Source organism: Nocardia sp. NBC_01327 (assembly GCF_035958815.1).
Lineage (GTDB): Bacteria > Actinomycetota > Actinomycetes > Mycobacteriales > Mycobacteriaceae > Nocardia.
The window spans coordinates 190,136-215,862 of record NZ_CP108383.1; the positions used below are offsets into that span (position 1 = coordinate 190,136).

Below are 25,727 nucleotides of genomic sequence, written 5' to 3' on the forward strand. Positions count from 1 at the left end.
GGAGGGTGTGCGGGCATTCCCACTCCGGCGGGCTGCCGCGACCCTGGAAGAGGAGGCAAGGAGACAGGTGGTGAACGCGGACAAGCTGAGAACAGTGCAGGACTGGGTAGCGTATTACCGGCACGAGTTCGGGCTACCGGTCGCCGAGCGCGGCGGGTTCGTCATGCTGCCCGTCACCGCCAAGGTCGGCATTGTGCACGTCCCCATCACACGAGCCGAAAAGCTGCGCGGCGCACTGCAACAGCACCGCCACACCGGTCCGATGCTGGCCCGGCAGATTCGCTGGAGCTTCCTCACCGAACCCGATTCCCGCCCCGGCGATCAGGTCATGAATGTCCTCGACCGCCTCGATATCGGCATACCCGCCATCGGCAGCGCCGTCATGCTCCCCACCGGACTGGGCCGGTGGACGCGCGAGGGCTGTCACTGGGTGGTGCCGCCCGCCAAAGACCTTCAACTCCCACCCCTGTCGATGCTCATCACGACAGCTCTGGCGGTGGGAGCCGGAAGCGAGGACTGAACGCAGCCGGTCCTCGCACCGGCGCTGGCGGCGCCGGACCCACCGAGTCCGCCCCTTTTCCTGGCAGTCGACGGGGCGGACTCGGAGGGTAGCTCTCGGCGCGACTCAGTTCGGGACGGCTCCCGGTTGCGCGGCGGCCGGTGCGGGGAACAGCGGTGGGAGCGTGGGCACTACGACCGGCGGCAGGCCGGGGATGATCGTGAAGGTATTGGGACCCGGCACCGGCGGGGGCGCATCGGTGGTGGTCGTTTCCTGACGCTGCGGCGGCGCGGCCAGTTGTTCATTGGTCGCATCGGTGGTGGGCGCCACGCTGGTCGGCACGCTCGCCGACGACGGAGTGGTGGTGGCCGCGGCCGAACTGGTCGCCGCATCCGAACTCTGCGAATCATGTTCCAGGACTTGCGGCCCCCAGCCCAGGGAGACGCCGATGGCGGAGACCACCACCAGCGCGCCGACCGCCACGCCGGCCATGCTGATCTCCCGGCGCCGGCTGATCTTCTCCACCGCACCGGTATTGGTGAGCAGCGCCGTGGTCGCATCCGGCGCCAGCGTGGACGAATTCTCGAAGGCGGCCGCGAACGGTGCGGGCGCGGGCCGCGGCTGCACCGGGCGGGCCATGATGGCCGCACCCCGGGACGCGACCGTGCCCGGATTGGCGGGCACCAGCACCGGCACTCCCAGCCAACGCCGCAAAACCCGTGCCACCAGCGGAATCTGGGCGCACCCGCCGATGACGGCGACGGCCTGCACCTGCTGCTCGGAGCGCTGGATGACATCCCGGGTCATACGCGCCGACGATTCGACGGCCAGCATGATCAGGGCTTCGAAGTTCTCCTGGGACAGCAGCACCAGGCCCTCGGTGGACGGCAGTGCGACCGCGCTGCTCTCGGAGAGCTGCTCCTTGGCGGTGCGGCAGAGCGCGTCCAGTGCGGCGAGCCCGGAGGCGTCCGGCGGATGCGCGATGCGCCCGGAGGCGATCTGCTGTTCGCGGATCAGCGAATCCAGGTAGTCACCACTGATATCGCTGGTGCGCTCGCTGAAACACACCTGGCGGGTGGCGGTGTCGACCACGGTGACCGACAGCCCGGAGGCGCCGAGGTCGTAGATCGCGACGGTGCCGTAGCCCTGCAGGTCACCGGAGTATTCGAGAAACTCCAGTGCCGCAACGACATCCGGGACCAGCTCGTAATTGGTGAATTGGCGGTGCGCCAGCTCGGCGCGAATCGCACGGGCGGTCTGCTCGTCGCGGTAGGCCACGGCGGTGGCGCTGACTCGCGGATCCGCCGCCAGCACAGCGCCGATGGCGTCGGCGACCAGTTCCTCGGTGCGCCGTTCGCCGACCGGAATGTCCTGGACATCGAAGGCATCGACCGGATTCGGGCGCACCGCGCCGCGCTCGGCGGAACTCCCGGCACGTGGGCGTGCGACGCGCACTGCGCCGGCCCCCACCGACACTCCCAGTACCGAACTCATCTGCTGCCCATCTCGTTTCCACCCGCACGGAGTTTCCACGCTCACCGACCTGCGAGCGGGCCCACCCTGCCGCCTGCCGGCGTCGCGATACATTACGGTTGGGTCACTGTACCTGTCGCCGCCACCTTACGACGTGGCGAGCCATCCGTACACCCACTAGCCCGGACACTGGGCGGCATCATCACGCCACGTCCGAATCCCGGTGTGGCCCAGTCACGCTGGCAGTGCATCACAATACGGGGAATGACCAGGTCTTCCCTTCGAAATTCACGGCGCGGGCGACGGGCCGGGCACAGCGGTTGACTATGACATTCCCCAGCGCCGCCTAGCATCGGCGGAGTGCGCACACGGCGTCGGGCAGTGGCGGTCGCGGTCCTGCTGACCGTGGTGGCGGTGGTCGCCGCACTGTGGCCGGTGTACGTGCGCCCGCAACTCGATACACCGATGCGCGCCGATGCCATCCTGGTGCTCGGCGGGGCGCACGACGGCCGTGAGGAGCTGGGCCTGCGGCTGGCACACGAGGGTTTCGCGCCGCGCGTGCTCATCTCCGATCCGTATCAGAACAGCGGCCTGATCAATCGGATCTGCCACGGCGGCTACAGCTTCCGGGTCGAATGCTTCGACCCGAATCCGCGCACCACCCGTGGTGAAGGGCGGTATCTGGCGCAGCGGGCGCGTCGAGAAGGGTGGCATCGCGTCATTGTGGTGACCTTCACGCCGCATATCTCCCGGGCCCGCTACATCCTCGGAAAGTGCTGGGGCGGCGAGGTTCTGATGCTGGATTCGCACCCGCCGATCGGCCCGCTGCGGTGGGCCTACCAGTACGTATACCAATCCGCGGGCTATGCGAAGGCCGTCTTCGAGGACTGCTGACGGCCTGCGGCGGGGCTTCCAGCGGGAAGGGAACTCAGCGCTCCAGCGGGAAGTTCAGGTAGGCGCGCGACGGGGTCGGACCGCGCTGGTTCTGGTACTTGGATCCGGCTGCCGCACTGCCGTACGGGTTCTCGGCCGGGCTGCTGAGCCGGAACAGGCAGAGCTGGCCGATCTTCATGCCCGGCCACAGCGTGATCGGCAGATTCGCCACATTCGACAGCTCGAGGGTGATGTGCCCGGTGAAGCCCGGATCGATGAATCCGGCGGTGGAGTGGGTCAGCAGGCCGAGGCGGCCGAGGCTGGACTTGCCCTCCAGGCGGCCGGCCAGATCATCGGGCAGGCTGACCACCTCGAGGGTGGAGCCGAGGACGAACTCACCCGGGTGCAGCACGAACGGCTCGTTCTTGCCGGGTTCGACCAGCGTGGTCAGCTCGTCCTGCCGCTGCGCCGGATCGATATGGGTGTAGCGGGTGTTGTTGAAGACCCGGAACATGCCGTCCAGTCGCACGTCGATACTCGACGGCTGCACCAGCTTGTCGTCGAACGGGTCGAGCCCGAGACGCCCATTGGCGAGTTCCTTGCGGATGTCGCGATCGGAAAGCAGCACGCCAAGAGCGTAGTGGTCCCCGATCGCGCACCGACGCCCGGCCGCTACCCGGGCGCGTGGCACCCGATCAGTGGTCGGTCACCGAGTCCGTGGGATCCGCGCCGCCGTCCTCGATCGCGGGGGTCGCGGCCACCGCCACCACCTCGTGCCTGCGCAGCGACCAGCCCGCGTGCGCCTCGGCGTGCATGCGCTCGACCATGTGCGGATAGTGCAGCTCGAATGCCGGACGCTCCGACCGGATCCGGGGCAGCTCGTAGAAGTTGTGCCGCGGCGGCGGGCAGGTGGTCGCCCACTCCAGCGAATTGCCGTAGCCCCACGGATCGTCCACGGTGACCACTTCGCCGTAGCGGTAGCTCTTGAAGACGTTCCATACGAACGTGATCATCGACAGCCCGAGCACAAACGAGCCGACCGTGGAAATCGTGTTCAGCGTGGTGAATCCGTCACTCGGCAGATAGTCGGCGTACCGGCGCGGCATACCCTCGTTGCCCAGCCAGTGCTGCACCAGGAAGGTGAGGTGGAAGCCGAAGAACGTGGTCCAGAAGTGCAGTTTGCCCAGGCGCTCGTCCATCATGCGGCCGGTGATCTTCGGGAACCAGAAGTAGATGCCCGCGAAGGTCGCGAACACGATGGTCCCGAACAGCACGTAGTGGAAGTGCGCGACCACGAAATAGGTGTCGGAGACATGGAAGTCGACCGGCGGACTGGCCAGGATGACGCCCGACAGACCGCCGAACAGGAACGTCACCAGGAAGCCGAGCGACCACAGCATGGGCGTCTCGAAGGTCAGCTGCCCGCGCCACATGGTGCCGATCCAGTTGAAGAACTTCACACCGGTGGGCACCGCGATCAGGAATGTCATGAACGAAAAGAACGGCAGCAGAACCGATCCCGTCGCATACATGTGATGCGCCCACACCGCCACCGACAGCGCGCCTATCGAGAGTGTCGCGTAGATCAGCGTCGTATAACCGAACAGCGGTTTGCGGCTGAACACCGGGAAGATCTCCGTCACGATCCCGAAGAACGGCAGCGCGACGATGTACACCTCGGGATGACCGAAGTACCAGAACAAATGCTGATACAGAATGGCCCCGCCATTGGCCGGGTCATAGATGTGCGCACCCAGATGCCTGTCCACGGCCAGCGCCAGCACCGCCGCGGTGAGAATCGGAAACGCCAGCAGCACAAGCACACTCGTCACCAGGATGTTCCAGGTGAAGATGGGCATCCGGAACATGGTCATGCCCGGGCAGCGCAGGCAGATCACCGTGGTGATCATATTGACGGCGCCGAGAATGGTGCCGACGCCCGAGAGCGCCACACCCATGATCCACAGGTCGGCGCCCACGCCCGGCGAGTGGATGATGTCGCTCAGCGGTGTGTACGCGGTCCAGCCGAAGTCGGCGGCCCCGCCCGGGGTGATGAATCCGGCCGTCGCCATGGTCGCGCCGAACAGATACAGCCAGTAACTCAGCGCGTTCAACCGCGGGAAGGCCACATCCGGTGCGCCGATCTGCAGCGGCAGCACCGCATTGGCGAATCCGAACACGATCGGCGTCGCATAGAACAGCAGCATGATGGTGCCGTGCATGGTGAACAGCTGATTGAACTGCTCGGGTGAGAGGAACTGCAGCCCCGGCCGCGCCAGCTCCGCCCGCATGAGCAGCGCCATCAGGCCGCCGATCAGAAAGAACGACAGGGCGGTGAACAGGTACATGATCCCGAGCACTTTGGGATCGGTGGTCGTGATCGCCTTCCACAGGAAGGACCCCTTGGGCCCCACTCGGCGCGGATAGGCCCGCGCGGCTTCGACTTGCGGGATATCCCGCGACGGCACCGTGGTCATGCGTCACCCCCGAGCAGGAAGCACCGACGCGCGAGTCAGCAAACGGTCGGCGCAACCAAAGTTCCTGTGGTGGACAGGCTTTCGACCCTGCGGGACAGTCTACGACCGGCTCCGTACAAAACCCTGCGGTTCGCGGAAAGAACTCACGAAGATCGGCGCGCCGCCCCCGACACGGCGGAGGACTCACAGGGAAGATTCCCGCCCCCCCACTCCTCGGCTTACGCCGCACAGGCCCGGGACCAGGGGAAATGGGGAAAGAGTTGCGTCGCGTCAGCCTCGGTCTGATAGAGTCGCGATCGCGTGAAGGAGCACTGCTCAGGTAGTGTTCGAGCATTGCCGATGTAGTTCAATGGTAGAACTTCTGCTTCCCAAGCAGATGGCGCGGGTTCGATTCCCGTCATCGGCTCCGAACGAAGAGGCCCTCCGGTCAGCGAAATGCTGAGGGGGGCCTTTCTCGTTGCACCGCAGGTGTTTTGCGCCTACTTCAGGCAGTCTGTGACGATCTTGTTGGTGGCGGTGCGGGCCTTGTCGGCGTCGGGGCCGCTCATGCCGAGGGATTCGGGGTCGGTGGCGGTGGCGTTCTTATTGTCGTTCTTGATCATGAGGCGCAGCCCGTCCTGCGAAATCCCCTGGTCCACATAGATCTTCGCGGCGCAGTCGGCGAGCTTCACATCCTTCAGCCCGCCGTCCTGCAGCGCCTTGGAGATCTGGTCCTGGGAGACAGCCGGAGCCTTGTCGCTACTACCGCCACAGGCGGCCAGCAGCGGCAGCGCGACAAGCGCGGCGGCGATCATCGAAATACGCACTGGGGTTCCTCAATTCTCACGAAGGACGTCTCACGAAGGACGGTTCGGCCGGAACGATCTCACAGATCCATGGCCGCGCGCAGCGCTGTGTCGATTCGCTCCGCGGTCTCGCTGTCCACCGTGTCTATCCGCTCGGCGAGCCAATCCCGGTAGATACGACCGAGATTGCCCGCGTGCACCCAGCCGTGGCCGGGAATCGGCACCGCGAGAATGTCGAGCGGATCGGCGTCCATCACCTCCGCGGCGATGAGCCACGGGCGCGGCGACTCATTGATGCCGTCACTGCTGATGAGAAGAATATTGCGCACCCGCGCGGAGCCGTGCGGGTGATAGACCCAGAGTTCACCCCTGCGCACGCAACTCCTTCTCGGCGGCGGCCAGTTCGCTTTCGTCGGCGGCGGCGAGCTGTATCGGATCCATGACCGGGCCGCAGCCGGTGCGCACTGCTTCGCGGCGCGCGGCACGGGATATCCAGGCGGAGGGCGATATGCCCGCGCGGGCCGCGGCCTGCTCGGCATAAGCCCAGGACGCCTCATCCAGAGAGAGAGTCACCTTACGGGTTGCCATACCTTTTATCGTACCTCCGGAATCCGGTGATTTCCCTGGTTTCACCAGCCCGGACCCGTGTTGGCACACCGTCAACGACTGTTAGGGTGAGGTCGGCAACAGCATCTCGGCGGGGAGTCGGTCATGACCAAGTTGAACCATCACCGGTCCGGTAGCGGCGACCCGCTGGTCCTCGTGCACGGGGTCGGCAGTCGCTGGCAGGTGTGGGAGCCGATCATCGATACGCTCGCCGAATCCTTCGAGGTGATCGCGGTGGACCTCCCCGGCTTCGGCGGCAGCGAGCCGCTGCCGAACACCACCGTCTCCACCCTCGCCGACGCGCTCGTCGACTTCCTCGCCGCAGAAGGCATCGAAAACCCGCACCTGGCAGGCAATTCCATGGGCGGCGGCATCGTCCTGGACCTGGCCGCGCGCGGACTGGCCCGCTCGGTCACCGCCTACTCCCCCATCGCCTTCTGGGATACCGCCGGCCGCGTCTGGTGCCAGCAGTCGCTGGGCCGCGCCAAGACGCTCACCAGGGTGCTCGGCTCGGCCGTCCCGGCCATTCTCGGCACTCCGGCGGGCCGCACCACCTTCCTGAGCCTGGTCTTCGGCAAGCCGTGGGCGGTGGACCGGCAGATCTGCGTGGATACCGTCGAGGGCATGCTCGGCGCACCGGGCTTCGATGCCGCGCTGGCCTCGTTCACCGGCTTCCGCCTCCCCGACCGCACAGCGCTGGAGAGCATCCCGATCACCATCGCGTGGGGCAGTCGTGACATTCTGCTCACGTACGCCACCCAGTCGCGACGCGCCCGGGAGGTACTGCCCGGCGCTCGGCATGTCACGCTGCACGGCAGCGGCCACACGCCGTTCTACGACGATCCGGCCGGCTGCGCCCGGCTGCTGCTGGACCGGCTGGGATGAGAACCGGGTTCGGGGCCGCGCCCCGAACCCCCGATAGGCCCGTGAGGAAAGACCGTGAGCAATAACGTCTCCCTGCGCTTCGAAGGCAACCGCGCCTACGTCGCCCTCGACCGGCCGGACAAGCACAACGGCCTCACCATCGAGATGCTCCGCGAACTGGCACAGGTCGCACGAACCATCGAGCGCCGCAAGGATATTCGCGCGGTCATCCTGTCCGGAAACGGTCCCAGCTTCTCCTCCGGCCTCGATATCGCCAAGGCCATGAGTGATCCGCTCGCCATCATCCGCGCCTTCGTGCCGCTGCCGTGGACCGGCACCAATGTCTTCCAGGAGGCGTGCTGGGCGTGGCGGCGCCTGCCGCAGCCGGTGATCGCCGTGGTGCACGGCCGCTGCTACGGCGGTGGCCTGCAATTGGCGCTCGCCGCCGACTTCCGTTTTGTCACACCGGATTCCGAATTCTCGGTGATGGAGGCCAAGCACGGCCTCATCCCGGATATGACGGGCGCTGCCACCCTGTCCCGCCTCATCGGCATCGATCAGGCGCTACTGCTCACCATGACCGCCGATCCGGTCGACGCCGCCTACGCCGAGCGCATCGGCCTGGTCACCGAGGTGAGTGCCGACCCGCTGGCCGCCGCCGAAAAACTCGCCGACCGCATAACCGCCCGCCCGGCGCACGCGGTCGCGAGCGCCAAGAAGCTCTTCGACCGCACCTGGACCGCCTCGGTGCGCCGCACGCTCGCCGTCGAACGCGCCACCCAGCTCCCGCTGATCATCCGGCAGGCGCTGAACAGGGGTTCGAAGTCCGAGTAGGCCACAGGTTTTCGTTCAGACCGTCGCGGCGGAGGTGACGGTCTCGGCGATCACCGCGTCGATCGGGGTGGCGGACAGTCCGAAGGTGCGCTCGGTCAGAGTCGAGTCCAGGACGTCGGGATGTTCGAGGGAGTAGTACATCTCGATCATCTCGGCGACTATCGGATCCACCGCCCCGGCCCAGGCCAGCTCGTGCCGGGTCATCCGGACGAACTCTGGCTCCGGAATACCCGCCGCCGCGGCAATGCGATTCGTCAACTCGCGCACCGAGAGACGGCTGGACGGCGCATGCCACGCCCGGCCCCAGGAACGATCGTCGCGGGCCACCGCGGCCAGCGTCCGCGCCACGTCCCCGACATATGACCAGGACTTGGCGACGTCCATATCGCCGGGATACGAGACCGGTTCACCGGCAAAGAGTTTCGGCAGGACGAACATGTTGTACACCGAGGTCAGCGCATCCCGCCCGAGGAAGGCGGACGCCCGCACCTCGGTGACCCGGGCCCGGCCCGCCTCGTGCGCGGCCAGGGCGTCGAGCCACATCTGCGCGCGCACAGCGCCTTTCACCGCGATCGGCGCCATCGGCAGATCCTCGGTGAAGACCCCGTCCACCTGCCCGTACCCGTAGGTATTGCTGAGCGAGACATACCCCGCGCCCGTCCGCTCGGCCGCGGTGACCAGGGCCGCGCCGATCGGCGGAAATTCGGCGGGCCACCGGTCGTAGGGCGGCCAGGTGGTGTTGACGAGACTCGCGGCCCCGCGCGCCAATTCGGTCATGCGCGCGGAATCGGTGGTGTCACCGACGGCCAGTTCGATACCGGGATGATCCGGCCCGAGCCCACGCCGACTGACCAGCCGGACCTGTTCTCCGGCCGCGGCGAGGATCAGCGCGGTGCGGCTCCCGGTACCGCCGGCGCCGGCAATTACGTGCAGAGACATCGTGATTCACTCCTTCGCGGGCCACCCGACGGCGGCCTGGAATCAACTCTGCCGAGCCGGATCGCCGTAGAGTAGTGGCTGGAATGCCATATACCCCAAGGATCGAGCCATGCACAGGATCGCGGTTGTCGCAGTACCACCGGTGACCAATTTCGACTTGTCGATTCCGGAGGTGGTCTTTCCCGCCGCGGTCATCGACGGGCGGCCCGGCTACGAGGTGGTGCTCTGCACCGCCGACCCGGGGATCGTGCCCGGCTACAGCGGTACCGCGGTCGTGATCGAGCACGGACTGGACGCGATCGCGGCGGCCGATACGGTCATCGTGACCGGTACGGGCGCCCGCGAATTCGGTGATCCGCGGGTGCTCGCGGCCCTCACCGCCGCGGCCGCCCAGGGCAAACGGATCGCCTCGATCTGCACCGGCGCCTTCGTGCTCGCGCAGGCCGGTTTGCTGGACGGCCGCCCCGCCACCACCTATTGGCAGTTCTCCCAGGAGATGCGGGAGCGCTTCCCCGCGGTCGACCTGCAACCCGATGTGCTCTTCGTCGACGACGGCCGGATACTCACCTCCGCCGGTCTGGCCGCGGGAATCGACCTGTGCCTGCATATGATTCGCGCCGACTACGGCGCGGTCGCCGCGAATGCGGTGGCGCGGCTGGCCGTCGTCGCACCGATCCGGCCGGGCGGTCAGGCGCAGTTCATCGAGACTCCGCTGCCGCCGGAAACCGGCACTTCACTCGCGGCGACCCGGGATTGGGCGCTGCAGCGCCTCGACCAGCGACTTGCGCTGCGCGACTTGGCCGCTCACGCCCATGTGAGCACCCGCACGCTCACCCGCCGCTTCCGAGACGAGACGGGCGCCAGCCCGCTGCAATGGCTGCTGCACCAGCGCATCGACCGGGCCCGGGAGCTGCTGGAGGCGACCGAACTGCCCATCGAGGAGGTGGCCCGGCGCGCGGGTCTGGGCACCGCCGAATCGCTGCGGCTGCATCTGGCGCGGCGCAATGGACTTTCGCCCAGCGCGTATCGGACTTCCTTCAGTCGCCGGTAGCCGATTGTCGAGTGGCTGTCCCGAAGAGCGGGCATACGACGTAGGGTGGCCTCGAATGTGCGACACAGTGTCCCTGATCGTGCGGCCGACCCCCGAATCGTGGTACCAATTTATGAACGTAAGCCAATTCACGGCAAACAATTCGATCAGGCGCCCCGCAAGCCCCAGTTCCGCTGTTAGCATTTTCACACTTTGCCAGCGAGTCGAACGCATTGTGCGGCCCGTCACATACCGTGTGGTCCGCGCATATTCGGCGAGAACCGGAGGACCCACGCTTTGAACAAGACCGCCCCCCTCCTGCTGTCCGCCATTGCAGGTGCTACGGCCTTGATCCTTACCGTGACCGGACCAGCCGCGGCCAACCCCAATGCCATCAACCCCATCCCGGTGCTCAACGGCACCAACGGCCTGCCCAACCTGCCCGGGCGCACCAAGGCCGTCTTCCAGGTGACCGGGATGCAGAGCCCCAACAACACGCAGAATTACAACGTGTTGGGCACCGATCTCGGCATCATGTGGGACAACGGCAACGGCGAAATGCTCACCACCTTCGGTGACACCGCCGGACTCGGTTTCCCCAACCTATTGGCCGGCAGCATGTGGGCATGGCGGTCCAACATCCTGGTGCGCTCGCACACCCAGAACCCGTCCAACGGCATCTTCTTCGACAGCGTGGTGCGCGACGTCTTCGGTCAGGCCCGGGATCTCATTCCCAGCCCCAAGATTCCGTTCCTGGAGATCAGCCGCATCCCCACCGCCGCCATCTCGGTGGGCAATACCCAGTTCATGAGCCTCATGTCGGTGAAGAGCTGGGATGACGTGGGCCAGTGGACCACCAACTACTCCGGCCTCGCCGCCTCCGGTGACAATGGCGAAACCTGGGCGGAACTGCCCGCGACCCGCCGCCCCGACGACGGCGGCAATGCCAACTTCCAGATGAACTCGTTCGTGAAGAACGGCGGCTTCGTCTACGAGTACGGCACACCCTCCGGGCGCAACCACGCGGCATACGTCGCGCGCGTGCCGGAAGCGCAGATCGGCGATCTCGGCGCCTACGAATACTGGTGTGGTGACCAGTGGAAGAAGGGCGACGTCGACGGCGCCACCCCGGTGATCGGCGGCGGCGTCGCCGAAATGTCGGTGCAGTGGAACGACTATCTCGGGCAATACATCATGCTCACCACGGATCCGTGGAATTCGGTCGTCATGTACCGGGCGCCCAGTCCGGAAGGCCCGTGGAGCCCGCCCGAGGTGCTCATCGACACGCGCGAACTCCCGACCGCCTACGCGCCGTCGATCTTCCCGTACCAGACCGGCCGTGACCTGTACTTCCTCACGACCGTGCACAGCCAGTACAACGTGATCCTGATGCACACCACGCTGTAGCGCAGCCGCTGGCGCAGAAGCTCGGCCCCGAACACGCAAGCGTGTTCGGGGCCGAAGTATGTAGGGGGCGAACGCTCCCGCGCATCCCGCACCGACGACCCTGCCCACCGCCGACCGGCGACACCGCCGGGCCGGTGCGGGATGCGCGGGCATCCGGGGGCGAAGCTCACATCGCGGCCGAATCGGGTGGCGGCGGCTGCTCATAGACTCGAGGGCATGGATGCCGCCGCGTGGGACGAGTACTACAGCCGCACCGAATTGGTGTGGGGCGCGCCGCCCGACGATACGGTCGTCGAGCAGGTGTTCGGCCTGGAGCGGCGGCTGCCGCCCGGCCCCTTCGGCGTCGGTGAGCTGCGGCCGGAATTGCCGCGCGTGCTGGACCTCGGCTGCGGCGAGGGCCGCAACGCACTCTGGCTGGCCACGCACGGGTGGCAGGTGGATGCCGTCGACTATTCGCAGGCCGGTATCGACAAGGGCCGCACGGTGGCCTCCCGACTGTCCCGTTCGGTGCGCGGCCGCATCCGCTGGCGCCACGCCGACGTGACCGAATTGGATCCGACCGAATTCCCCGGCCCCTACGAGCTCATTCTGCTGGCCTTCCTGCACCTGCCCGCGGACGATCGCCGCGCGCTGCTGCTGCGCGCCGCCGAACTGCTCGCGCCCGAGGGCACCCTGCTTGTGGTGGGCAATGACAGTCTCAATCTCACGGAAGGGTATGGCGGCGAACAGAATCCGGCCCTGCTCTTCACCCCGGACGATATCGCCGCCGAACTCGGCCCGGCCGGCGACGACATCCGCATCCGCGTGGCCGACCGCGTGCACCAGCCCACCGAGGAGCGCGACGCCATCAACGCCCTGGTCGTGGCCCACAAACCCGCCCCCGTCCCGCCCGAGGAGCAGCCCGCTGTCGAAGCCTGACCGCCCACTAGGCCGGGCAGCCGATATCGCGATCGCACAGCCCTCGCGGGAGCTGTTCGATTCGAACACGGGCGGTTCGGCGGGTCAGGGAGCAGACCAGCGTTCGAGCCAGGGGGTTGCGGTCGCGGCGATTTCCTCGAAGCCGGAGCGGTAGGAGTGCGCTTGGCCGGGGATGATGTGGACCTCCGCGGCGTCGGCGGGGTCGGGGATGCCGAAAGGGTCTCGGGCGCCGTTGATTACGACTACCTCGATGGGGCGGGGCTCGAGCAGTTCCTCCCGCCGCGACTTCTCCGGCTTGCCGGGGGGATGCAGGGGAAACGACAGTGCGAGCACACCGCGGGCCCCGACCGTGCGCGCCGTCCGGCAGGCAACCCGGGCGCCATTGCTGCGGCCGCCCTGAATGAGCGGAACACCGCGAAACTTCTTGCGCAGCAGGGCGGTGGTCTCCACCCAGGCCGCGTCCTGAACATCAGCCTTTCCCGGCGCCCGGCGACCCGCCACCCGGTACGGCTGCGTCACCAGCGCCACCGCGCCGCCCAGCTCCAGCGCCGAATCACGCACGACCAGCAGATCTTTCGCATCGGTTCCACCGCCGGAACCGTGGGTCAGCACCAGCAGGAAAGCGGGCGGCTTCCGGGCGGGCCGCGCGATATCGGCCTCCGCCGGACCGGCACTCGTTTCGATGCGCACAGCACACGCTAACCAGCGATCCGGCCCGTGCCGGTGCGGCACACCGCCCATGGTTCCGGTCGGCGCCGACCCCACGCGACACGCTCGCTATCTGCGCCTATTGGACGCTGTAAAGCAAACCCCTGACCAGCCCTTACGACCTCACCGCCGATTCACCCCGAATGTGCGTATGAGCGGCGCGGGTGCTTCTGGTCACATTGCGCGAGATCATCTTGGCGGGACCCTTACCCGTGGGTAACATGGCACTTAAGTTACCCGTCAGTAGAACTGCTGTTTTACGGTGTCTATCGAGGGCCTAACGGGCGGGAACGGGCAATCCGAACCGCACCCATCTCAACGGAGAGTGAGTCGACGACCATGGGTCACTACAAAGCCAACGTGCGCGACCTCGAGTTCAACCTCTTCGAGGTACTCGGCCTGGGCAGCCTGCTGGACAGCGGCGCCTACGGCGACCTCGACACCGATACCGCGCGCGAAATGCTCGCCGAGGTCAAGCGTCTGGCCGAGGGCCCGCTCGCTGACTCGTTCGTCGACGGCGACCGCAACCCGCCGACCTTCGATCCCGAGACGCACACCGTCACCCTCCCCGACTCCTTCAAGAAGTCCTACCGCGCCCTCGAAGACGGCGAGTGGGCCAAGGTCGGCGTCCGCGAGGAACTGGGCGGCCTCGGCGCCCCCAGCGCCCTCACCTGGGCACTCGGCGAAATGATCCTCGGCGCCAACCCGCCGGCCCAGATGTACGCCGCCGGTGCGGGTTTCGCGCAGGTCTTCTACAACAACGGCACCGATGAGCAGAAGAAGTGGGCTCAGAAGATCGCCGACCGCAACTGGGGCGCCACCATGGTGCTGACCGAGCCCGACGCGGGCTCCGATGTCGGCGCCGGTCGCACCAAGGCCGTGCAGCAGGAAGACGGCACCTGGCACATCGAGGGCGTCAAGCGCTTCATCACCTCGGGCGACTCCGACGACCTGTTCGAGAACATCATGCACCTGGTGCTGGCTCGCCCCGAGGGCGCCGGACCGGGCACCAAGGGCCTGTCGCTGTTCTACGTGCCGAAGTTCCACTTCGACTTCGACACCGAGACCCTCGGTGAGCGCAACGGCGTGTTCGTCACCAATGTCGAGCACAAGATGGGCATCAAGGTTTCGGCCACCTGTGAGGTCACCTTCGGCGGCCACGGCGTGCCCGCCAAGGGCTGGCTGGTGGGCGAGGTCCACAACGGCATCGCGCAGATGTTCGACGTCATCGAGAACGCTCGAATGATGGTGGGCACCAAGGCCATCGCCACGCTGTCGACCGGTTACCTGAATGCGCTGGAGTACGCCAAGATCCGCGTGCAGGGCGCCGACCTGACCCAGATGACCGATAAGGCCGCCCCGCGCGTCACCATCACCCACCACCCCGATGTGCGTCGCTCGCTGGCCACCCAGAAGGCGTACGCCGAGGGCCTGCGCGCCATCTACCTCTACACCGCCGCGCACCAGAACGAGGATGTCGCGCAGCTGGTTTCGGGCGCCGACAAGGAACTGGCGTTCCGCGTCAACGATCTGCTGCTGCCGATCGTCAAGGGTGTCGGCTCCGAGCGGGCCTACCAGTACCTGACCGAATCGCTGCAGACCTTCGGTGGCTCCGGCTTCCTGCAGGACTACCCGATCGAGCAGTACATCCGCGACGCCAAGATCGACTCGCTGTACGAGGGCACCACCGCCATCCAGGCGCAGGACTTCTTCTTCCGCAAGATCGCCCGCGATCGCGGTGTGGCGCTGGCGCACGTGGCCGGCCAGGTGCAGAAGTTCATCGAGCGCGAGGGTGGCAACGGCCGCCTGAAGGCCGAGCGCAAGCTGCTCGCCACCGCCCTCGAGGATGTGCAGGCCATGGCCGCCACCCTGACCGGGCACCTGATGGGCGCCCAGCAGGATCCGAAGGAGCTCTACAAGGTCGGCCTGGGCAGCGTCCGCTTCCTGATGTCGGTCGGCGATCTGCTCATCGGCTGGCAGCTGCTGCAGCAGGCCGAGGTCGCCATCAAGGCCCTCGACAACGGCTCCACCGAGGCGTTCTACACCGGCAAGATCGCGACCGCGCAGTTCTTCGCGCGCAATATCCTGCCGGAGCTGACCGCGACCCGCACCGTGCTGTCGAACCTCGACAACGACATCATGGAGCTGGACGAGGCCGCGTTCTGATCGAGCCCTCGGCTCGAGAGCAAGAATCGGCTCCATAGCAAGACAGTGCGCCCCGGGAGGAATCCCGGGGCGCACTGCTTTGTGCGAGAGGAGTTTCCGCTGTGTGCGGGAGCTGCTCCCGCGCCGGAACGACGGGAAGTCGCTACTCGCAGTTGACGACCGGGATCGGGTCGTATTTCACGGTGCGGGTGTGGCGGGAGATCTCCTTGCCGGTGTCGGCGGCGCGGATCACGCGGGTGTCCGAGGTGGTGAATCCCGGTGCGCCGTCCGAGGGGATGCAGTTCTTGCCCGCGGGCAGCGTGACAGTCTTGGGTTCGGTCGGTTTGGTGCGGTCACCGGTGATCGATTCGACCTCAACGGTTTTGGTGCCCCAGATGCGGACCGTCAGCTCGGAATTGCCCGCGAGGGTTTCGATGTAGACGCCGTGCGGGGTGTTGTTGCGGAATTTCAGGTCGATGGCGCCGTCGAAGACGGTGGCCTCGCGGGCGGCGGGATAGCGGGAGATGTAGTAGCTGTGCTCGGTGTGGCCCGCATCCTCGAGACCGGCGAAGTACGCGGCGTTGTAGAGGGTGGTGGCGAACTGGCTGATACCGCCGCCGACCGCCACATCGGGCCTGCCGTTATTGATGATGCCGGACTCGACATAGCCCTGTGCGACGCCGCGGGTACCGGTGAAGTCGTTGAGCGAGAAGGTATCTCCGGGCCGCACCAGCGCACCGTCCACCTTGCGCGCCACGGTGCGGATATTCACCCCCGAGGGGCCGCTGAACCCGCCGGTGGTGAAGGAGCCGATCACCTGGACGATGCCGAGCTTTTCGGCGTCCGCGGTGGTCAGCCCGGGTTGCGCCGGTGCGTAGACGACGGCTTTGGCACGGTCGCCGGGCGCCGCCAGCAGCGTGGGCAGCCCCTCGAAGGTCTTGTCCCAGTTGACGGTTTCGCCGACGACCGCGGGCACGACGGACGCGCGAGTGCCGGACAGCGCGAAGGTGGCGTCCTTCGGCTCCGCCTCGGTGGACTTCAACTGCGGCCCGAGCACGCCGGTCAGGACCGCGCTGTCGTACGAGAGGGCCAGTCCGCCTTGGTCGTTCGGGTGGAAGGAGAGTGCGGCGGCGAGCTGCGCCGGCTCCAGGACGGCATTGCCGCCCTTGCCGGTGAAGGTGATGGGGGCGCGCACCGCGGGCTGCGCGATCTCGCGCATCGCCTGGTCGACGGCCTCCGCGCGCACTCGCGCCTGGGTCTCGGTGACGGGCAGATCCAGTACCGAACCGTCGGCCCAGTGGTCCACCAGCGCGGCACGGGCGGCGGGCACATCGAGTACTCGCCCCGGCACCGGCCGTACCGGCGCCGGCCTGCCCTGATCGAAGACGATGCCCCCTTCGACGGGCTGCCGATCGTGTGCGCGCAGCGCGTTCAACTGCCGGGTCAGGGCGCCGCCCCCGATCGCGGTGGCGGGCTCCACCTTTCGGGTCCCGAAGAACGACCACAATCGGGTGAAGGGGTTCACGGGCTGGCCGCCGATGCGATCCCAGGTCTCGTCCCAGTCCAGCGACAGACCCGCGTCGTGCGGCACCAGATCGGTCCGGAAATCACCGATCGTGACCGTGAGCGGTTGTACCGCACGCGGATTCAAGATCGTCTCCAGCCGGGTCTGCGCCTGTGACCGATCCTGTCCGCCGATATCCACTCCGGCGACCTGGACCCCGCGCGGCACCTGTCCCGACGACAGCGACCAGTCCACCGCGAAGGCAATACCCCCTACGGCTACCAGCACACCTGCAGCAATACCGACCCGGCGGGCTGTGAACACGAAGAATCCTCCCAGATAAGGAATAGCTACTTTCTCGCAACATAGAATAAGGACAAAAAGAAGCTCCGTGCGGTTGCCGGGTCGGGGGTCTGGCAACAGCACGGAGCCACCCCGTGTATCGACGCCTGCTCATAGGCGTTACATACCTGGCCCACAAGACCGGAAAAAATTCTCGGCAACCTCGACTGGGACAATCGAGACACAGCCACACGGCGCCCTCGCCGGAACACAGCCACGCAGAGCTCGGGGCAGACCGGGGCTCGGGACGACTCCAGGAGACGAGATGCAACTCGGAATGATCGGGCTCGGCCGGATGGGTGGCAATATCGTGCGCCGCATCGTCCGGGACGGACACACCGCCGTCGGCTTCGAACGCCACAGCGCGCAGATCGACGGACTCACCGCCGAGCTCGGCGACAGCTTTTCGGGCACCACGGAGCTGCCGAAATTCATCGCCATGCTGGAAACCCCGCGCGTCGTATGGGTGATGATCCCGGCGGGCGCGACCGGTGCGGTCATCGATCAGCTCGCCGAACTGCTGGAACCCGGCGATATCATCATCGATGGCGGCAACAGCCGGTACCACGAGGACATCAAGCGCGCGAAAGCACTGCAGCCCAAGGGTATTCACTATGTCGATATCGGCACCTCGGGCGGCGTGTTCGGCCTGGACCGCGGCTTCTGCCTGATGATCGGCGGTGAGGACACGATCGTCGCCCACCTCGAACCACTGCTGCAGTCCATCGCCCCCGGTGTCGCCGCCGCGCCGCGCACCCCCGGCCGCACCGGCGCACCGTCCACCGCCGAGGAGGGCTATCTGCACTGCGGCCCGGCGGGTGCGGGTCACTTCGTGAAGATGGTGCACAACGGCATCGAATACGGCGCCATGGCCGCGTATTCCGAGGGAATGAACATCCTGCACAAGGCGAATGTCGGCAATCAGCAGGATACGGAGCATTCGGCCGAGGTCACGCCGCTGGAGAACCCCGAGTTCTATCAGTACGACATCGACATTCCGGAGGTCACCGAGGTGTGGCGGCGCGGTTCGGTGGTCGCGTCCTGGCTGCTCGACCTCACCGCCGCCGCCCTCTACGCCGATCCCAATCTGGACTCGTTCGGCGGCCGGGTCTCCGATTCCGGGGAGGGCCGCTGGACGGTCGACGCCGCCATCGACGAGGGCGTGCCCGCACCGGTGCTGTCGGCCGCGCTGTTCCAGCGCTTCTCCTCGCGCGGTGAATCGCTCTACTCGGACAAGGTGCTCTCGGCCATGCGCCAGGCGTTCGGCGGGCATCACGAACTTCCGAAGCAGTAGTTCACGACAGTGGCTCCCGGCCTGTGGGCCGGGAGCCACTGTCGATTCGGTTCGAGGCCGGCGTCAGAAACCGAGGGCCTGCGCTGCCATTTTCGCGACCGCGAGCGGTCCGAAGGTGAGCAGGTAGACCACGCCATCCACGATTGCCATCATCAGTGCACCACTCTCAGTCGAAATTGCTGTCGATCCAGTCGATGGTCTGCATGCCGAACAGGTCGACACCCCATCCGTACATATCCGTGATGAAGCGCTCCATGCTGCAGTCCGTGGGCGCGTAGGTGACATCGGTGCCCTGCGAGCGGTAGGTGTCGGCCAGATCGCGGGCGTCCTTGGCGGGCACCAGCGACATGGGCGAATCATCCTTGGCGCAGGACGAGATCATGATCTTCGACTTGGGAGTTCCATTGCGCCCCAGCACATTGTTCTGGAAGGCGCGCTGGAAATCCGGTTCGTCGGCGGGATTGCGGCCCGAGTCGAACAGCGCCTCCATCGGCACGAACGGCAGGCCGAAGTAGGCCGGGACCTGGCACTGGGTGCGATAGAAATTCGCGAGCGCCTGTCCGGCCGGATTGAGCTTGGCGTTCACCTGCATCTCCGGGTACCAGGGCTCGAGTCCGAGCAGGGTCGCCAGGGCGAAGCCGGATCCGACCGAACCGCTGGTGACGCGCATGAAGCTGGCCGGATCGACCACCATGCCCTCGAGCACGGTCGATTTGATGTCCAGCTCCGGCGCGTACTTCGGGGCCATCTCGGCCGAGAAGGCCGCTCCCACACCGCCACCGGCGATTCCGAACATGCCGATCTGGGTGCTACTGCTCAGACCCGCCTCCGGCAGGCGCAAAGCCGCACGCGCACCGTCCAATTGAGCGTGCCCGGCGTAGCTGCCGACGAAGACCCCGTGCGGATTGCGGTCCGCGTCATTGCCGACATCGGAGATCATCACCGCGTAGCCCTTGTCGAACATGAGCGCCAGCGGGCCCAGCGCCGACCACGACGAACCGTCCAGCGGCGCGCCACCGGTCCACTGCGTGCTCGGATGGCACGACCAGCCGACGCTGTCATTGGCCTCCTGATAGGAGATCAGGCGACGTTCCGAGGCGGGCTTGCCGTCCTTCGGGATCATCAGGATGCCGGTGCTGATGACCGGGGTGACACCGTCCGGGGCCGTGGTCACGTACATCAGCTTGTAGGCCTCGACGGTGCGCGGCTTCACGCCGAGGAACATCACGTCCACCGGCTTGGACTTCAGAATCGTGCCGGGCTGCTCCGCACCGGTGAGCGAAGGCTCCTGGTAGAAGGGATCATTCGCGAGCAGGGCCGTGAATTTCTCTTCCGCCGAGGCGTTTTCGGCGGTGTCGAGCGTGCCGACCACGAAACCGTTGAAGATTCGCTCGGGTCCGGGCACCGGATTGACGGGATCTGCCGCCGCGGTGGCGATTCCGGTGAGCATGAGCGCCACGGCCAGGAGCGGTGCGGGCAATCTGAAACGCATGACTAACGTACCGCCGCTTCCACATTCGTCGGATTGGTGTTCGAGGGGGCCACATCCGAGGGGGTCACCTGGAGTTCCCGCGCCGCGGACTCGAGTAGCTGCGGAATGTTCAGCAGCGGGCGATGCGATTCCATCTGGACCTCGTACGGCGTATTCATGGTGGCCTCCAGTGCGGGCCAGTTGTTCTCGACCTGGTAGCGGTACTTGGGCAGCAGTTCGGTGGTGATGTAGTCCCAGCGCGAGTCCAGGACCGCCCAATTCCAGTCCGGCAGCGGCAGTGTCAGCAGGGCGCCGCGACCGTCGGCCCCGGTGAACGGGATGCGCACCGGATGGAATTCGCGCGGCGGAGTGACACCGGCGACGGACGGCGAACCGGCCGCACCGCTGACATAGGTGATCGCCTCGCCGACATCGCCCCTGTAGGAACGCACTTCGTCCCACTGGCGGCCGATGGCCCACTGCTGTTCGCGGCGCAGCAGCACACCGTTGCCGGTGGCAATGCGATCGCCGTCGCCGGAGGCGACATCACGCCAGGCGCTCAGAATGTCGTCGCCGAACAGGCCCGCGGCGCGGAACTCCTCCAGGGCCGGCAGCCCCGCGGTGACGTAGGCGTCGTGCATGGGCATCAGATCCGAGAAGATGTTCTTCTGCATCACCAGGATCATCCCGATGATGTAGCGCACATCGTCGGGCGTGATGTTCGGACCGGCGGCAGCCAGTGCGCGCAGACCGCTGGGCAGCTGTGCCACCGCGGCCGGTCCGGCGGCCTGCTGCACCGCGCCCATGACGGAGCGGGCCGATTCGGAAAGTCCCGGCAGGCCATAGATATCGGAGCCCATGAGCTCGAAATCGATGAGCCCGCCACCGAAGTCGGCGCCGACCTGGCCGCCCATTCCGGCCCACTGCAATTCGCGATGCGCGAGCTGCAGGTCCTCGTAATAGCGGTAGGACTTGATCAGATTGTCGCGATTGGCCTGCACTCCGGTGCGCGGATTCCACGCGGCCAGATCGATTCCGGCCTTGCCGGTCGCGTCGACCAGCCAGTACTGGTACAGGAGGGCGGCATACCGCGTCGGCGAAATGCCTTGGGCGCGAGCCTCGTCCAGAAGTCTGCCGAGCTCGGCGCGGTCATAGGGCAGGGCCGCGTTGACGCCGCCCGGAGCCTGCGAGGCATCCCGGTTGGTCAGCGGCAGGTCGAGATAGCGGTCGACCTCGCTCGCGGTGGCGGGCCCGGCACTCGCGAGCCCGAGCCCGATCGCCACGGCCACGCCCAGCGCGGCCGTGCGCAATAACGCACTCATTCGCATATTGATCCGGTTCTCCCTCGTTTTTCGCCGGACCGCATCGACCACCCTGGGTAGCCAAAACGATGCTCGATGCCGAGGCACGACGGTTTTCGATGCCTTCACACCCGCCGGTACCGGACAGCGCCCCACCGCTCCGATCGACCAACAGGCAGACATACGCAGCTGACACCACCTGTCAGACGTATGGACGGCACGCTACTAGCAGTCGGGGGCGGGAAGGAAATTAATAGATGTGTTGATCGCCACACGTTTGCTGAAAATAGCCTTTTACCTGGGGTTTACCAAATTATTACCGAGCCGTCGGCCAAAGTGACCGCCGAGGATTACGCGCGGCCGCACCACCTCGCCCGCGAACGAAGGGGCCGGCGACGCGCCGCAGCGGGTCGCAACACGTGTCTGCGGTAGGCAGTGGCCGCGCGGGTCGCTACCGTCGGGGGTCATGCGCAACCTTCCGGTTCTCGTACTGGCTATGACCGCCGTCGTGCTGACCGCATGCTCGGGCGGCAGCTCCGCCCCCTCGACCCAATCGTCATCGACCACAACGGGATCCAGCGGCGGCACCACGCCGCCGTCCACCACACCGGCGCCACAGGATTGCAATGCCGCCTATCTGGGGCAGTTCACGCAGCGCCAGAAGCTCGCGCAGCTGCTCACCGTGGGCGTCACCGGCGAGGCCGATGCCGAGAATGTGGTGCGCACCGAACAGGTCGGCGGAGTCTTCGTCGGCGGCTGGACCGATAAGGCGCTGCTGGCCCAGGACCAGATCGCGAAGGTGCAGGCCGCCTCGCGCACGCCGGTCATGGTCACCATCGACGAAGAGGGCGGCCGGGTTTCGCGGGTCAAGGACCTGATCGGCGCCGCACCCTCCGCGCGCGAGATCGCCAAGACCATGAGCGTGGACGATTTCTACACCTTCAGCCTCGACCGCGCGAAGAAGCTGAAGGCCCTGGGCGTCACCGTGGATTTCGCGCCCGATACCGATGTGAGCAGCCAGCCCGATGATTCGGTCATCGGCGACCGCTCCTTCTCCGATGATCCGAATGTGGTGGTGCAGTACGCCGGAACGTTCATTCGCGCGCTGCACGATGCCGGCGTGGGCACCGTCATGAAGCATTTCCCCGGGCATGGTTCGGGTTCCGGCGACTCGCACACCGGTGCGGTGCGCACCCCGCCGCTGGATCAGATGCAGACCTCGGATCTGGTGCCGTTCCGCAAGCTGATCGACTCCGGGTCGGCGGTCATGGTCGGGCATCTGGACGTGCCCGGACTGACCGAGCCGAATATCCCGGCGAGCATCAGCAAGGAGGCGATGGCACTGCTGCGCCAGGGCACCGGATACGGCGCGGACCCCTTCGACGGGGTGATCTTCACCGATGATCTGGGCGGCATGGCGGCCATCACGGCCCGGATGAGCATCGAGGACGCGGTCGAGGCCGCTCTGGTCGCGGGCGCCGACAATGCCCTGTGGATCACCACGGACGCGGTATCGAAGGTGCTGGACCGGCTGGTTGACGCAGTACAGAGTGGCCGCCTGCCGGGAAGCCAGGTGGATGCATCGGTACTTCGCATGGCAAAGTTCAAGGGCACCGCTCCACACTGCTGAGCGCCATAGTGGCGAATCACCGGCAATTCGCACTCGCGGAACTTACCTTCGAGTAAGATAGGAGCTTCGACGTGTATTAGCACGGTCTAGGAGAGTGGATGGCAGGCGGAACGAAGCGGCTTCCACGCGCGGTACGTGAGCAACAGATGCTCGACGCCGCCGTGGAGGTCTTCTCGCGCAAGGGTTATCACGACACCTCCATGGATGCCATCGCCGCCGAGGCGAAGATCTCCAAGCCCATGCTGTACCTGTACTACGGATCCAAGGACGAGCTCTTCCGGGCGTGCATCCACCGGGAGAGCATGCGGTTCATCGAGGCCGTGGCGGTTGCGGGCAATCCCAAGCTCACCCCGCACGAGCAGCTGCGGGCCGGCCTGGAGGCCTTCCTGTCCTATGTCGACCAGAATCGCCTGTCCTGGCAGGTCCTCTACCGGCAGGCACTCGGCCAGCAACCCTTCGCCTCGGAGATCTCCAACAGCCGGGACCGAGTCATCGAGCTCACCGCGAAGCTGCTCGAGTCCAGCGCCAAGTACGCCGAACCGGGCACCGACTTCGAGGTCGTCTCGGTGGCGGTGATCGGCGCGGGTGAGGCCATCGCCGACCGGGTCGCCAGCGGCACCGTGGATATGGCCCAGGCCGTGGATCTGCTCGACACGCTGGCCTGGCGTGGTCTGTCCGGTAAGAAGAAGGAAATTCAGGAGGCGTAGCCCGCTCGCCTTGCAAGCCTCGTTAACGCCTGCCACAGTCACTCGGATTGTGTTGTAGGACGGTCGGTTCGAATCGACCGGGGACGGGGACGCAGATTGTTCGGGTTACTCAAGCCGTGTGCGCACGGTGCGGCGAAGTACGGCATCGAATCCACCGGCTGGCAAACCCAGATGTGCGGGCTCTGCCTGGGCTTGCGGGACGGGCACGGGCAGCTGGCCCGGGCCGCGACCAATACCGACGCCCTCGTGCTCGGCATGCTCACCGAGGCGCAGCAACCGCAGCCCGCGGCCCGCATCACGGCGGGCCCGTGTCCACTGCGCGGAATGCGGCGCGCGAGCGTCGCTCCGGCCGATTCCCCCGGCGTTCAGCTGGCAGCCACCGCCTCACTGCTGTTGGGCGCGGCCAAGATTCGTGATCACCTCGACGATGGCGATACCGGCCGCATGCCGGGACGACCGCTCGCCCGCGTCTCCGATCGGTGGCGCAGCCGAGCCCGGGCCGCGGCGGAGCCGATCGGCTTGGATATCGAATCCCTCATCGCCGCAATCGAATCCCAGGGTCGGCTGGAAGCGGCCGCCGCAAGTTATCCACAATCGTCCACAGCCGCCGAGCGCCGGGAACTGCTGCACAGCCTGACCGCCCCGACGCAGCTGTGTGCGGGAGAACTGTTCGCGCACACCGCGATTCTGGCGGGACGCCCCGAGAATGCCGAGGCCCTGCGCGAGGCCGGTCTGCACTTCGGCCGCATCGCCCACCTCGCCGATGCGATCGAGGACATCGACGCAGACCGTGCGGCAGGCAAATTCAATCCACTCACAGCCACCGGTACAACTGTGGATGAAGCGCATACCCTACTGCGCGAATCGAATTCACTCCTGAAGGCGGCGCTGAGGCGGGCCGCCCTGGAGCGCGTCGCCACCGTCCGCTGGATGCTGCTCGACCCGCTCAGCAGCGTAATCCGCAAGCTGGGCAAGGATTCCGGCGTAATCCACACCTGCACCACCCACACCTGCCGCACCACCCACACCGCGAAATCCGCTGCGCCCCTCCCCTATCCACACTATTCACCCACCCTGAGTTATCCACAGGACCCAAACTATCCACAGGGCCCCGCCTACCCCCAAAGCCCTGGTCAACCCGGACCTGGCTATCCCCAACAACCCGGTTATCCACAAGGACCCGTCGACCCGAGCCCCGGCTACCCCGCCCCCGGCTATGAGAGCCCCCCGTACCCGAATCCGGTTCACCCGGCACCCGGCTACTCCGACCCCGCGTATTTCGGCGGCTCCGTGTATCCCGGTGGCCCGGGAGAGTCCGGTACGCCCAACGGTCCGGGTGGTCCCAACGGTCCGGGTGGTCCCGGAGGCCCTTGGGGTCCGGGTGGCCCCGGGGGCCCGCAAGGTCCCGGAGGTCCCGGCAGTCCTGGCTACCAGCCGCCACAGCCGCCGCAGCGGAACGGGCTGTGGCTCGGGCTCGGGGTCGTCTGCCTGCAGTACTGCACCTGCTATGCCTGCTGCGCGGAGCACACGAGCCCGTGCAGCGGCGAGCGTAAGAAGAGCTGGGTCGATCGCGGGTGCTGCGACGATTGCGACCCTGGTTGCTGCGACTGCTGCAACTGCTGTGATTGCGACTGCGACTGCTGCGACTGCGATTGCGGCTGCTGAACGCAGCGGCTGCTGAACGTAAAAGCCGCGCGCCGATTCGCGGACCGGATGTAGAAACCCCTGCGTGGCGACATACGGTTGCGAATCGGTGCGCGGCTCTCGCCCCTCCCGTGGGGGCCACGCTGTCGAACGGCCCGACATTACCTGTGGTTGCCGGGCGCTGTGGTGGTTCGGGAACCACCGGATCAGCGCGACCCCTGGTCTTCAGTTGTACTGTCTCGAACTTGCCACGACCGGCGTACCCGTGTGGCCTCG

23 protein-coding genes and 1 tRNA gene are annotated in these 25,727 nt (G+C 66.7%); 13 read left to right on the forward strand and 11 right to left on the reverse strand.

Annotated features, from left to right (window positions below; genetic code table 11):
• Positions 1-70 precede the first annotated feature (70 nt).
• Positions 71-520 (forward strand): hypothetical protein, encoded by a 450-nt coding sequence (locus OG326_RS00790; RefSeq protein ID WP_327142708.1) that lies wholly within the window; start codon positions 71-73, stop codon positions 518-520.
• A 105-nt stretch (positions 521-625) separates the two neighbouring features.
• Here the strand turns inward: OG326_RS00790 and OG326_RS00795 are convergent, their stop codons facing one another.
• Complete coding sequence (locus OG326_RS00795; protein ID WP_327142709.1) at positions 626-1,993, reverse strand: Hsp70 family protein; 1,368 nt, start codon at positions 1,991-1,993, stop codon at positions 626-628.
• 339 nt (positions 1,994-2,332) lie between these two features.
• On the opposite strand from OG326_RS00795, the gene OG326_RS00800 reads away from it, so the two are divergent.
• Positions 2,333-2,866 (forward strand): YdcF family protein, encoded by a 534-nt coding sequence (locus OG326_RS00800; protein WP_327142710.1) that lies wholly within the window; start codon positions 2,333-2,335, stop codon positions 2,864-2,866.
• Between the two features lie 34 nt (positions 2,867-2,900).
• Here the strand turns inward: OG326_RS00800 and dcd are convergent, their stop codons facing one another.
• Complete coding sequence (gene dcd, locus OG326_RS00805) at positions 2,901-3,473, reverse strand: dCTP deaminase (protein ID WP_327142711.1); 573 nt, start codon at positions 3,471-3,473, stop codon at positions 2,901-2,903.
• A gap of 67 nt (positions 3,474-3,540) precedes the next feature.
• Complete coding sequence (ctaD, locus tag OG326_RS00810; RefSeq protein WP_327142712.1) at positions 3,541-5,322, reverse strand: aa3-type cytochrome oxidase subunit I; 1,782 nt, start codon at positions 5,320-5,322, stop codon at positions 3,541-3,543.
• 335 nt (positions 5,323-5,657) lie between these two features.
• On the opposite strand from ctaD, the gene OG326_RS00815 reads away from it, so the two are divergent.
• Positions 5,658-5,728 (forward strand) — tRNA-Gly (locus OG326_RS00815).
• 73 nt (positions 5,729-5,801) lie between these two features.
• Here the strand turns inward: OG326_RS00815 and OG326_RS00820 are convergent.
• From OG326_RS00820 to OG326_RS00830, 3 genes are read right to left on the reverse strand one after another with little or no spacing between them, the layout of a single operon-like run.
• Positions 5,802-6,128: a hypothetical protein gene (locus OG326_RS00820; RefSeq protein ID WP_327142713.1), complete on the reverse strand. Its 327-nt coding sequence runs from the start codon at positions 6,126-6,128 to the stop codon at positions 5,802-5,804.
• Positions 6,129-6,187: 59 nt separating this feature from the next.
• The gene (locus tag OG326_RS00825; protein WP_327142714.1) at positions 6,188-6,484 is read right to left on the reverse strand and encodes a hypothetical protein; all 297 of its coding nucleotides are present in this window, start codon (positions 6,482-6,484) and stop codon (positions 6,188-6,190) included.
• Positions 6,471-6,695 carry a hypothetical protein gene (locus tag OG326_RS00830; protein ID WP_297623787.1) on the reverse strand — a complete coding sequence of 75 codons (225 nt, stop codon included), beginning with the start codon at positions 6,693-6,695 and terminating at the stop codon, positions 6,471-6,473. Before OG326_RS00830 ends, OG326_RS00825 begins: the two co-directional genes overlap by 14 nt.
• A 123-nt stretch (positions 6,696-6,818) precedes the next feature.
• Between OG326_RS00830 and OG326_RS00835 the strand changes: the two genes are divergently transcribed.
• Positions 6,819-7,598, forward strand: coding sequence for an alpha/beta fold hydrolase (locus OG326_RS00835; protein WP_327142715.1), 780 nt, complete (start codon positions 6,819-6,821; stop codon positions 7,596-7,598).
• Between the two features lie 54 nt (positions 7,599-7,652).
• Positions 7,653-8,411, forward strand: coding sequence for a crotonase/enoyl-CoA hydratase family protein (locus tag OG326_RS00840; protein ID WP_327142716.1), 759 nt, complete (start codon positions 7,653-7,655; stop codon positions 8,409-8,411).
• A 15-nt stretch (positions 8,412-8,426) separates the two neighbouring features.
• Here OG326_RS00840 and OG326_RS00845 read toward each other — a convergent pair whose 3' ends face one another.
• Positions 8,427-9,350 carry an NAD-dependent epimerase/dehydratase family protein gene (locus tag OG326_RS00845; RefSeq protein WP_327142717.1) on the reverse strand — a complete coding sequence of 308 codons (924 nt, stop codon included), beginning with the start codon at positions 9,348-9,350 and terminating at the stop codon, positions 8,427-8,429.
• 109 nt (positions 9,351-9,459) lie between these two features.
• Between OG326_RS00845 and OG326_RS00850 the strand changes: the two genes are divergently transcribed.
• The 3 genes from OG326_RS00850 (at position 9,460) to OG326_RS00860 (ending at position 12,705) form a co-directional block, all read left to right on the forward strand.
• On the forward strand, positions 9,460-10,401 hold the full coding sequence (locus OG326_RS00850; RefSeq protein ID WP_327142718.1) for a GlxA family transcriptional regulator: 942 nt from the start codon (positions 9,460-9,462) through the stop codon (positions 10,399-10,401).
• A gap of 276 nt (positions 10,402-10,677) precedes the next feature.
• Positions 10,678-11,787 carry a DUF4185 domain-containing protein gene (locus tag OG326_RS00855; protein ID WP_327142719.1) on the forward strand — a complete coding sequence of 370 codons (1,110 nt, stop codon included), beginning with the start codon at positions 10,678-10,680 and terminating at the stop codon, positions 11,785-11,787.
• A gap of 216 nt (positions 11,788-12,003) precedes the next feature.
• Positions 12,004-12,705 carry a class I SAM-dependent methyltransferase gene (locus tag OG326_RS00860; RefSeq protein ID WP_327142720.1) on the forward strand — a complete coding sequence of 234 codons (702 nt, stop codon included), beginning with the start codon at positions 12,004-12,006 and terminating at the stop codon, positions 12,703-12,705.
• 84 nt (positions 12,706-12,789) lie between these two features.
• Here OG326_RS00860 and OG326_RS00865 read toward each other — a convergent pair whose 3' ends face one another.
• Positions 12,790-13,395 carry an alpha/beta hydrolase family protein gene (locus OG326_RS00865; RefSeq protein WP_327142721.1) on the reverse strand — a complete coding sequence of 202 codons (606 nt, stop codon included), beginning with the start codon at positions 13,393-13,395 and terminating at the stop codon, positions 12,790-12,792.
• A 357-nt stretch (positions 13,396-13,752) separates the two neighbouring features.
• On the opposite strand from OG326_RS00865, the gene OG326_RS00870 reads away from it, so the two are divergent.
• Positions 13,753-15,579, forward strand: a complete 1,827-nt coding sequence (locus OG326_RS00870; RefSeq protein ID WP_327142722.1) for an acyl-CoA dehydrogenase — start codon at positions 13,753-13,755, stop codon at positions 15,577-15,579.
• A 142-nt stretch (positions 15,580-15,721) separates the two neighbouring features.
• Here the strand turns inward: OG326_RS00870 and OG326_RS00875 are convergent, their stop codons facing one another.
• On the reverse strand, positions 15,722-17,386 hold the full coding sequence (locus tag OG326_RS00875) for a VanW family protein (protein WP_327142723.1): 1,665 nt from the start codon (positions 17,384-17,386) through the stop codon (positions 15,722-15,724).
• A 283-nt stretch (positions 17,387-17,669) separates the two neighbouring features.
• On the opposite strand from OG326_RS00875, the gene gnd reads away from it, so the two are divergent.
• Positions 17,670-18,698 carry a phosphogluconate dehydrogenase (NAD(+)-dependent, decarboxylating) gene (gene gnd, locus OG326_RS00880; protein WP_327142724.1) on the forward strand — a complete coding sequence of 343 codons (1,029 nt, stop codon included), beginning with the start codon at positions 17,670-17,672 and terminating at the stop codon, positions 18,696-18,698.
• Between the two features lie 166 nt (positions 18,699-18,864).
• On the opposite strand, the gene OG326_RS00885 is transcribed toward gnd, so the two are convergent.
• Positions 18,865-20,190, reverse strand: coding sequence for a lipase family protein (locus OG326_RS00885; protein WP_327142725.1), 1,326 nt, complete (start codon positions 20,188-20,190; stop codon positions 18,865-18,867).
• Between the two features lie 2 nt (positions 20,191-20,192).
• Positions 20,193-21,497 carry a hypothetical protein gene (locus OG326_RS00890; RefSeq protein WP_327142726.1) on the reverse strand — a complete coding sequence of 435 codons (1,305 nt, stop codon included), beginning with the start codon at positions 21,495-21,497 and terminating at the stop codon, positions 20,193-20,195.
• 439 nt (positions 21,498-21,936) lie between these two features.
• On the opposite strand from OG326_RS00890, the gene OG326_RS00895 reads away from it, so the two are divergent.
• The 3 genes from OG326_RS00895 to OG326_RS00905 all read left to right on the forward strand — a co-directional run bounded on the left by OG326_RS00895 (position 21,937) and on the right by OG326_RS00905 (position 25,472).
• Complete coding sequence (locus OG326_RS00895; RefSeq protein ID WP_327142727.1) at positions 21,937-23,100, forward strand: glycoside hydrolase family 3 N-terminal domain-containing protein; 1,164 nt, start codon at positions 21,937-21,939, stop codon at positions 23,098-23,100.
• A 98-nt stretch (positions 23,101-23,198) separates the two neighbouring features.
• Positions 23,199-23,807: a TetR/AcrR family transcriptional regulator gene (locus OG326_RS00900; RefSeq protein WP_297623742.1), complete on the forward strand. Its 609-nt coding sequence runs from the start codon at positions 23,199-23,201 to the stop codon at positions 23,805-23,807.
• 96 nt (positions 23,808-23,903) lie between these two features.
• A complete protein-coding gene (locus tag OG326_RS00905) occupies positions 23,904-25,472 on the forward strand; it encodes a DUF3824 domain-containing protein (protein WP_327142728.1) in 1,569 nt (522 codons plus the stop codon).
• Positions 25,473-25,727 lie beyond the last annotated feature (255 nt).

Bases quoted from the DNA above. Each gene is read 5' to 3' on its own strand.
- OG326_RS00890 (WP_327142726.1), bottom strand. From the start codon at position 21,497: ATGCGAATGAGTGCGTTATTGCGCACGGCCGCGCTGGGCGTGGCCGTG.
- OG326_RS00885 (WP_327142725.1), bottom strand. From the start codon at position 20,190: ATGCGTTTCAGATTGCCCGCACCGCTCCTGGCCGTGGCGCTCATGCTC.
- OG326_RS00830 (WP_297623787.1), bottom strand. From the start codon at position 6,695: ATGGCAACCCGTAAGGTGACTCTCTCTCTGGATGAGGCGTCCTGGGCT.
- OG326_RS00870 (WP_327142722.1), top strand. From the start codon at position 13,753: ATGGGTCACTACAAAGCCAACGTGCGCGACCTCGAGTTCAACCTCTTC.
- OG326_RS00850 (WP_327142718.1), top strand. From the start codon at position 9,460: ATGCACAGGATCGCGGTTGTCGCAGTACCACCGGTGACCAATTTCGAC.
- ctaD (WP_327142712.1), bottom strand. From the start codon at position 5,322: ATGACCACGGTGCCGTCGCGGGATATCCCGCAAGTCGAAGCCGCGCGG.
- OG326_RS00900 (WP_297623742.1), top strand. From the start codon at position 23,199: ATGGCAGGCGGAACGAAGCGGCTTCCACGCGCGGTACGTGAGCAACAG.
- OG326_RS00860 (WP_327142720.1), top strand. From the start codon at position 12,004: ATGGATGCCGCCGCGTGGGACGAGTACTACAGCCGCACCGAATTGGTG.
- OG326_RS00895 (WP_327142727.1), top strand. From the start codon at position 21,937: ATGCGCAACCTTCCGGTTCTCGTACTGGCTATGACCGCCGTCGTGCTG.
- OG326_RS00845 (WP_327142717.1), bottom strand. From the start codon at position 9,350: ATGTCTCTGCACGTAATTGCCGGCGCCGGCGGTACCGGGAGCCGCACC.
- OG326_RS00795 (WP_327142709.1), bottom strand. From the start codon at position 1,993: ATGAGTTCGGTACTGGGAGTGTCGGTGGGGGCCGGCGCAGTGCGCGTC.
- OG326_RS00835 (WP_327142715.1), top strand. From the start codon at position 6,819: ATGACCAAGTTGAACCATCACCGGTCCGGTAGCGGCGACCCGCTGGTC.
- gnd (WP_327142724.1), top strand. From the start codon at position 17,670: ATGCAACTCGGAATGATCGGGCTCGGCCGGATGGGTGGCAATATCGTG.